Here is a 7,061-nt window from a genome sequence, read left to right on the forward strand (position 1 = left end):
GTGCTGGCCGGCAACGTTCAGGCAATCTTCGCAACATCTGAAAACATCTTCGTCAACTTCCTGCGGTCATCGGGGCCTAGGACGCACGCAGATTTTACCAATCAGGATCGGCAGATGCTCTTGAAGTCCATGGCCGCGCGAACCTTCGCCGGCGCAACTTGCCTCGCGCTTGTCGTCGTTAGTCCGTCGCACGCGGAGGCCGTGTTCGACAGCCTGGCCGGCGCATGGTCGGGCACCGGTACCATGAAGCCGTCGGACGGCCCACGCGAAAAAGTCCGCTGCAAGGTGGCGTACAACGTCACGAAGCCAGGACGATCCCTGACGCTCGACCTGCGTTGCGCCAGCGATGCTTACAAAATGGTGCTGTCGGCCAACATCGAGCAAAGCGGGACGGAGCTGTCAGGCAACTGGTTCGAGAGCGAGTACCGGCAGGGCGGCAAGGTCTATGGCACCAACAAGGACGGTCTGATCGAGGCGCGCATCGAGGGCAACACCGTCGCTGCGCTGGTGACGATCCAGACCAAAAGCAACCATCAATCCTTCTTGATGGAAGCACCGGGCTCGTGGATGTCGGAGGTCGCGATCGAATTGAACAAGGACGCCAGGTGACGTCGACCACGCGGGCTCTCCCCGATTTGTAACAGTCGATTGCCGGACGGGCGGAGGCCACGCTGTCGCCGCCAACGGCTGGTTGCTCAGTCCGGGCGGCCGGGGGAGGCGCCGGAGGTTTCGACGCGAAGTTTCTAGCTCACACCCGCAGCACCTTGCCCGGGTTCATGATGTTCTGCGGATCGAGCGCGCGCTTGATGGTGCGCATGATGTCGAGCTCGGTCCTGGAGCGGTAGTGGCTGAGCTCGTCGAGCTTTTCGATGCCGATGCCATGCTCCGCCGAGATCGAGCCGCCCATGGAGGTGACGAGATCGTTGACGGCGCGGGTACTCGCGGCGGTGTATTGGTTCAGCGTCTGCTGATCCATGCCTTCAGGCCCCATGAACGAGAAATGCAGATTGCCATCGCCGATATGCCCGAGCGGATAGGGACGGATGCTCGGGAGAATGTCGAGAACGGCCTTCAGTCCCTTGTCGACGAACTCCGGAATCCTGGAGATCGCCACCGAGATGTCGTAGCTGAGGCCCGGTCCCTCGGCGCGGGATGCCTCGGCCATGGCTTCGCGAATGCGCCACATATTGCGCGATTGGCTGACGGTCTGCGCGATTACCGCATCCAGGACGCGCCCGGCCTCGAGCTGACCTTCGAGAAACTGCTCCAGCTTCTCCGACATGCCAGCGGCGCCCTCCTGCCGGGGGCGCGAGGACGACCATTCAAGCAGCAGGTACCACGGCGTCTCCGCCTTGAGCGGATCCTGGACACCGGGAATGTGACGCATCACGAGGTCGATTGCGGCGCGGCTCAAGAGCTCGCATGAACCGACATTGTCCTCGGATGCCGCATGCGCCTCGGACAGGATCTCCAATGCCGCGCGGGGATCGCGCACGGCCAGCCAGGCTGTGCAAACGTCCTTGGGCGCCGGCCACAGCTTGAGCACGGCCCTGGTGATGATGCCGAGCGTGCCTTCGGCGCCCATAAAGAGATGCTTGAGGTCGTAGCCGGTGTTGTCCTTCTTCAGCGCACGCAGTCCGTTCCAGACCTCGCCATTGGGCATGACCACTTCCAGCCCGAGCACGAGATTGCGCGCATTGCCATAGCGCAGCACCTGCACGCCGCCGGCGTTGGTCGAGAGGTTGCCGCCGATCATGCAGGAGCCCTGGGCGCCAAGGCTGAGCGGCAGGAACCTGTCGTGCGCAGCCGCGGTCTCCTGAAGCGTCTGCAAGACGCAGCCGGCTTCGACCGTCATCGCATAGCCGACGGGATCGACGTCCAGGACGCGATTCATGCGAGCGAGCGACAGCACGATGCCGGTGTGTGCAGGCCAGGGCGTTGCTCCGCCCATCAAGCCGGTGTTGCCGCCTTGCGGCACGATCGCAACGCCGTGCTCATGGCAGAGCCGCACGACTTTCGATACCTCTTCGGTGCTACCGGGACGCACGACGGCGCCCGCAGCGCCAACCAGCAATCCTCGCCAATCGGTGACGAACGGCCGTTTGCCGTGATCGTCCTCGATCAGGCCCTTTTCGCCCACGATCGCGCGCAAGGCATCGCGGAGCTGGGCAGTCAAGGGAGCGGTCGGAATGGCGGGGACGGGCGACGGGAAGGCAGTCGGCATCTTGTTTCCTCTGGCGCATCTTGGTGTGCACTGCGCGCGTGAAGCGCTTCGAGGCATTTTTCACGTTTGGGCTGCGAAGTCTAACGGCAATATCGGCAATGCCGGGACAACTTCCCGCAGCGGCTTCGCCAACATGTGGCGGCTGTTTGGCCTGGAGCTTGCCTGCCGTCGCCGCGGTCGTGACGATCCGGACCAGGAGCAAACGCCGATCCTTCCTGGCAAAAGCTCCTGGTTCCCGGATCTCGGCCCGGACTTAAGCCATCGCGGGCTTTGCTTGCGGCTTCGGCTGCCGCCACAGTGCCAGCACGATCAGCGAGGCGAAGACACAGAGTGCTCCGGCGACGAAGAAGGCGGGCAGATAGCTCTGCAGCAGCGTCCGCGACAGGCCCGCGCCGAAAGCTGCCGTTCCGGCGCCGAGCTGGTGGCCGGCAAAGATCCAGCCGAACACCAGATTGGCGCGTTCGGGGCCGAATTTCTGCGCGGTCAGCCGCACCGTCGGCGGCACGGTGGCGATCCAGTCGAGGCCGTAGAACATCGCGAAGATCGACAGGCCATAGAAGGAGAAGTCGCTGAAGGGCAGAAAGATCAGCGAGAGCCCACGCAGGCCGTAATACCAGAACAGCAGGTAGCGGTTGTCATAGCGATCCGACAGCCAGCCCGACATGATGGTGCCGAAGAAGTCGAAGATGCCCATCGCCGCCAAAAGGCTCGCCGCCTGAACCTGCGGGATGCCGAAATCGAGGCACATTGGGATCAGGTGCACCTGCACGAGGCCATTGGTTGAGGCGCCGCAGACGAAGAAGGTCGCAAACAGGATCCAGAACGCGCTCGACGTCGAGGCGTCCCGCAGCGTGCCCAGCGCGACTGATGTGATCGAGCCGTGATTGACAGGCGGTGCGGGCAGGGGCTTGGTGCCCTCGTCGCCGAAGGGACGCAGGCCCAGATCGCTGGGGCGGTCGCGCATGATGAGCAATACCGCCGTCGCAGAAACGCCGAGCATGATGCAGACAAAGCCGAGCGCCAGCCGCCAGCCGAAGCGTTCGGTCAGGCTCGCCAGCAGCGGCAGGAAGACGAGCTGGCCGGTGGCCACGCTCGCGGTCATGACGCCGATGACGAGGCCGCGTCTTGCCGCGAACCAGCGCGTCGCGATGGTGGCGCCCAGCACCAGCGCGGTCATGCCGGTGCCGATCCCGATCACCACGCCCCAAAGGGCAACCAGCTGCCAGACCTGTGTCATGCCCAGCGACAGCACCAGCGCTGAGACGACGATGAGCTGCGCGGCCAGCGTGACGTTGCGCAGGCCGTAGCGGTTCAGGAGGGCCGCGGCGAACGGCGCCATCAGTCCGAACAGGATGAAACGGATCGAGAGCGCTGAGGAGATTTCGGCCGTGCTCCAGCCGAACTCCTTCTGAAGCGGGACGATGAACACGCCGGGCGCGCCGACCGTGCCGGCGCTGATCAAGGCGGCGAAGAAGGTCACGCCGACCATCACCCAGCCGTAATGGATGTTGCGACGGCCGAGCGCGGCCGAGAGCCAGTTCGAGATCATTGCCCCTCAAGCAAGTTGGCGGGCTCCGGGAGACCCGCGTCATGGTTACAACGTGGCACGGAAATGGGAAGTCTGAAATGACAGACTTCCCTCATTTTCAGACGTCATCGCTCTCAGTGCGCAAGCCGTTCCACGGCGATGGCCGTGGCTTCGCCGCCACCGATGCAGAGCGCCGCGACGCCCCGCTTGAGATTGTTAGCCTCGAGCGCGTGCAGCAGCGTCACGATCAGCCGGGCGCCGGTCGCCCCGATGGGATGGCCGAGCGCGCAAGCGCCGCCATTGATGTTGAGCTTCTCGCGGGGAATCCCCAGATCGCGCTGCGCCGCCATCGCGACCACCGCAAAGGCTTCGTTGATCTCGAACAGATCGACATCGCCCGCACTCCAGCCGACCTTGTCCAGCAGCTTGCGGATCGCGGGGATCGGCGCCGTCGTGAACCATTGCGGTTCCTGACTGTGGGTGGCGTGGCCCTTGATCTCGGCAAGAGCAGGAAGGCCGTTGCGATCGGCGAGCGAACGTTTCGTCAGCACGAGTGCCGCGGCGCCGTCGGCATTGGCGGAGGAGGCGGCCGGCGTGATGGTGCCGTTGGCGCGGAACGCCGGCTTCAGCCCTGGGATTTTGGCCGGATCGACCTTCAGCGGGTGCTCGTCATTGGCGATGATGCGCGGCCCGGCTTTCTCGGTCAGCGTGATCGGGGCGATCTCGGCCTTGAAGGCGCCGCCTTCGACCGCCTTGCGGGCGCGGCTCAGCGTTTCCATCGCGTAGGCATCCTGGTCCTTGCGGGTGAACTGGTAGGCCTCCGCGGTGGCCTCGCCGAAATCGCCCATGGAGCGCCCGGTCTCGTAGGCGTCCTCCAATCCGTCCATCATCATGTGGTCGATGATGCGGTCATGGCCAGCGCGATAGCCGCCGCGGGCCTTCGCCAGCAGATACGGCGCATTGCTCATGCTCTCCATACCGCCGGACACGACGATCTCGGCCGAGCCCGCCCGGATGATGTCGTGGGCCAGCATGGTCGCTTTCATGCCGGACCCGCAGACCTTGTTGACCGTGGTGGCGCCGGTGGCGTCGGGCAGTCCCGCGGCGCGGGCGGCCTGGCGTGCGGGCGCTTGGCCCTGGCCGGCCGGCAACACGCACCCCATGAAGACCTCGTCGACCTTTTCGGGTGCGAGTCTTGCGCGCTCCAGCGCCGCATTGATCACGTGCGAGCCCAGCTTGTGCGCGGGAAGCGGCGAGATCTCGCCCAGGAAGCGGCCGAGCGGGGTACGGGCGGCGGAGACGATGACGACGGGATCGGTGGCTTCGGCCATGATGGGGCTCCCTAGGCGTAAATAAGATTACGATCATCATATGATGCGGCGCAAAAATTGCAACCGCGGCAAGGATGAGAAAATGTCGTGGGTCGGACGAGGTTTGTTGACGAGCTTCGAACTTTCGGTGTCGTCCCGAAGGCCGGGAACGACACCGGGGGCAGCCTATCGTTTCCGGTTCACGAACGCGGCCATCAGCCGCGTCGGCTCGTCGGTCAAAAACGACTCGCCGAACACTTTCACGCTGAGATTGACCGACTCCGTCAGCGGCAGTTCCTCCCATTGGCGCAGCAGAGCCTTCTGCGAGCGCAACGCTTCGGGGCCGCACGCGAGCAACGCCGTCACGACGTGCTCGACCTCGGAATCCAGCTCGCCGGGCGCGGCGACCCTGTCGACCAGGCCCCAGGCCAGCGCCGTCGATGCGTCGATATTTTCGGCCGTCATCACCAGCCAGCGTGCGCGGGCCCAGCCGATCAGGCGCGGCAGCAGCGCGGCGTGGATCACCGAGGGGATACCCACGCGCACCTCCGGCATGCCGAAATGCGCGTCCGGCGCGGCGATGCGGAAATCGCAGGCGGCCGCCACCTCCAGCCCGCCGCCGAGGCACCAGCCCGGCATGCGCGCGATCATCGGAGCGGGGAACCGGCGCACGGCCTCGCAGAGATCGCGCAGGCGGCTGATGAAAGCCTCGGCAGACTTTTGGTCGAGCTTCGCCATCTCCTTGATGTCGGCGCCGCCGATCATGCTCTTCTCGCTCTGGCCGCGCAGCACTACGACGCGGATGCTGCGGTCGCCGGCGAGTTGCTGCAGGCCTTCGCGGAGAGCGTCGGTCACGGGCGAACTCAGGATATTCAGCGAGCCGGCATTGCAGATCGTAACATGAACGACGCCGCGCGCGTCACGCGTCACGCCGCAGTGGTTGTTGAGCATTTCCATCGGGCATCTCGAAGGTTTCGTGGACGGGCGCGAGGCGCGCCGGTCAAGATCATTTCCGGGTCGAAACGCGCCGCTTGTCAAGCGGTCGGGCGGAGTTGCCAGTGGCAAGTCCGCAGCATAGTATGATGTTTATCATTTAAAGAGGCTGCACATGACCGAACCCGACCAGCTCGATTTGTTTTCACCCGCACAGCGGCGTGAGCGCGTCGTGGACTGGCAGGTCCCGGCGCCGGTAGCGAAGGTGGCGATGGGCCTGTCGGGCATGGACGCCATGCTGGGCATCCGCGACGGCCGCCTGCCGCCGCCGCCTTTTGCCAAGCTGATCGGTTTTGTCATGGCCGTGGTCGAGTCTGGCAGGATCGTCATGGAGCTCGAGCCGCGCCAGGACCTCGAAAACACGATTGGGCTTTTGCACGGGGCGACGGCCGCCGCAATGATCGATACGGCCATGGGGTGCGCCATTTCGACCCGGCTTGAGGCCGGGCAGTCGTCGGTGACGCTCGACCTCAAGATGACTTTCCTGCGTCCGCTCTCGGTCCGGTCCGGGCTGATCTCGGCCGAAGGCAAGATCGTCAAACTGGGGCGCCAGACCAGCTACACCGAAGGCTTCGTGCGCGACGGTAAGGGAGCACTCGCGGTCCATGCAACTGCAACTTTTTCCATGATCGGTAACATCTTTACCGGGAATTAATGCGCCGCCGGACCGATATCCGTGCTATGAGATGACCTTCGACATTCAATGAGAGCTGCATGCGCTATTCTCGGGAACACAAGCAGGAAACCCACGACCGGATCGTGCGGAAGGCCTCCGTGCGGCTGCGCGAAAAGGGCGCCCACGGCATCGGCGTTGCCGACCTCATGAAGGAGGCGGGGCTGACCCATGGCGGCTTCTATGCGCATTTCGATTCGCGCGAGGCGCTGGTGATCGAGGCCTTTGCCTACGCCATGGACCGCTCGATGGAGCATTGGCGCAAGCAGTCGGGTCAAGTCGCGCCCGAGAAGCAGCTAGCGCAGATCGTCGAGACCTATCTTTCGGTGCTGC

Annotated in this window: 7 protein-coding genes; 3 read left to right on the forward strand and 4 right to left on the reverse strand. The window is 64.6% G+C overall.

Going from position 1 to position 7,061, the window contains the following annotated elements; translation table 11 throughout:
- Nucleotides 1–114 precede the first annotated feature (114 nt).
- Nucleotides 115–609 (forward strand): hypothetical protein, encoded by a 495-nt coding sequence (locus tag G8O24_RS17785; RefSeq protein ID WP_188101459.1) that lies wholly within the window; start codon nt 115–117, stop codon nt 607–609.
- A gap of 139 nt (nt 610–748) precedes the next feature.
- Here G8O24_RS17785 and G8O24_RS17790 read toward each other — a convergent pair whose 3' ends face one another.
- The 4 genes from G8O24_RS17790 to G8O24_RS17805 all read right to left on the reverse strand — a co-directional run bounded on the left by G8O24_RS17790 (nt 749) and on the right by G8O24_RS17805 (nt 6,019).
- Nucleotides 749–2,224: an FAD-binding oxidoreductase gene (locus G8O24_RS17790; protein WP_188101461.1), complete on the reverse strand. Its 1,476-nt coding sequence runs from the start codon at nt 2,222–2,224 to the stop codon at nt 749–751.
- A 253-nt stretch (nt 2,225–2,477) separates the two neighbouring features.
- The gene (locus tag G8O24_RS17795) at nt 2,478–3,773 is read right to left on the reverse strand and encodes an MFS transporter (RefSeq protein WP_188101463.1); all 1,296 of its coding nucleotides are present in this window, start codon (nt 3,771–3,773) and stop codon (nt 2,478–2,480) included.
- 113 nt (nt 3,774–3,886) lie between these two features.
- Entirely contained in the window at nt 3,887–5,083 is a 1,197-nt protein-coding gene (locus G8O24_RS17800) for an acetyl-CoA C-acyltransferase (protein ID WP_188101465.1), read from the reverse strand.
- 165 nt (nt 5,084–5,248) lie between these two features.
- Entirely contained in the window at nt 5,249–6,019 is a 771-nt protein-coding gene (locus tag G8O24_RS17805; protein ID WP_188101466.1) for an enoyl-CoA hydratase, read from the reverse strand.
- A 151-nt stretch (nt 6,020–6,170) separates the two neighbouring features.
- On the opposite strand from G8O24_RS17805, the gene G8O24_RS17810 reads away from it, so the two are divergent.
- The gene (locus G8O24_RS17810) at nt 6,171–6,710 is read left to right on the forward strand and encodes a PaaI family thioesterase (protein ID WP_188101468.1); all 540 of its coding nucleotides are present in this window, start codon (nt 6,171–6,173) and stop codon (nt 6,708–6,710) included.
- A 59-nt stretch (nt 6,711–6,769) separates the two neighbouring features.
- Nucleotides 6,770–7,061 (forward strand): TetR/AcrR family transcriptional regulator (locus tag G8O24_RS17815; protein WP_188101470.1); only part of this gene is annotated, 292 nt, incomplete at its 3' end.

The organism is Bradyrhizobium campsiandrae (assembly GCF_014529705.1).
Classification (GTDB): domain Bacteria; phylum Pseudomonadota; class Alphaproteobacteria; order Rhizobiales; family Xanthobacteraceae; genus Bradyrhizobium; species Bradyrhizobium campsiandrae.

Coding starts and splice junctions, on each gene's coding strand:
- G8O24_RS17785 (WP_188101459.1), top strand. CDS start 115: ATGCTCTTGAAGTCCATGGCCGCGCGAACCTTCGCCGGCGCAACTTGC.
- G8O24_RS17795 (WP_188101463.1), bottom strand. CDS start 3,773: ATGATCTCGAACTGGCTCTCGGCCGCGCTCGGCCGTCGCAACATCCAT.
- G8O24_RS17810 (WP_188101468.1), top strand. CDS start 6,171: ATGACCGAACCCGACCAGCTCGATTTGTTTTCACCCGCACAGCGGCGT.
- G8O24_RS17805 (WP_188101466.1), bottom strand. CDS start 6,019: ATGGAAATGCTCAACAACCACTGCGGCGTGACGCGTGACGCGCGCGGC.
- G8O24_RS17790 (WP_188101461.1), bottom strand. CDS start 2,224: ATGCCGACTGCCTTCCCGTCGCCCGTCCCCGCCATTCCGACCGCTCCC.
- G8O24_RS17800 (WP_188101465.1), bottom strand. CDS start 5,083: ATGGCCGAAGCCACCGATCCCGTCGTCATCGTCTCCGCCGCCCGTACC.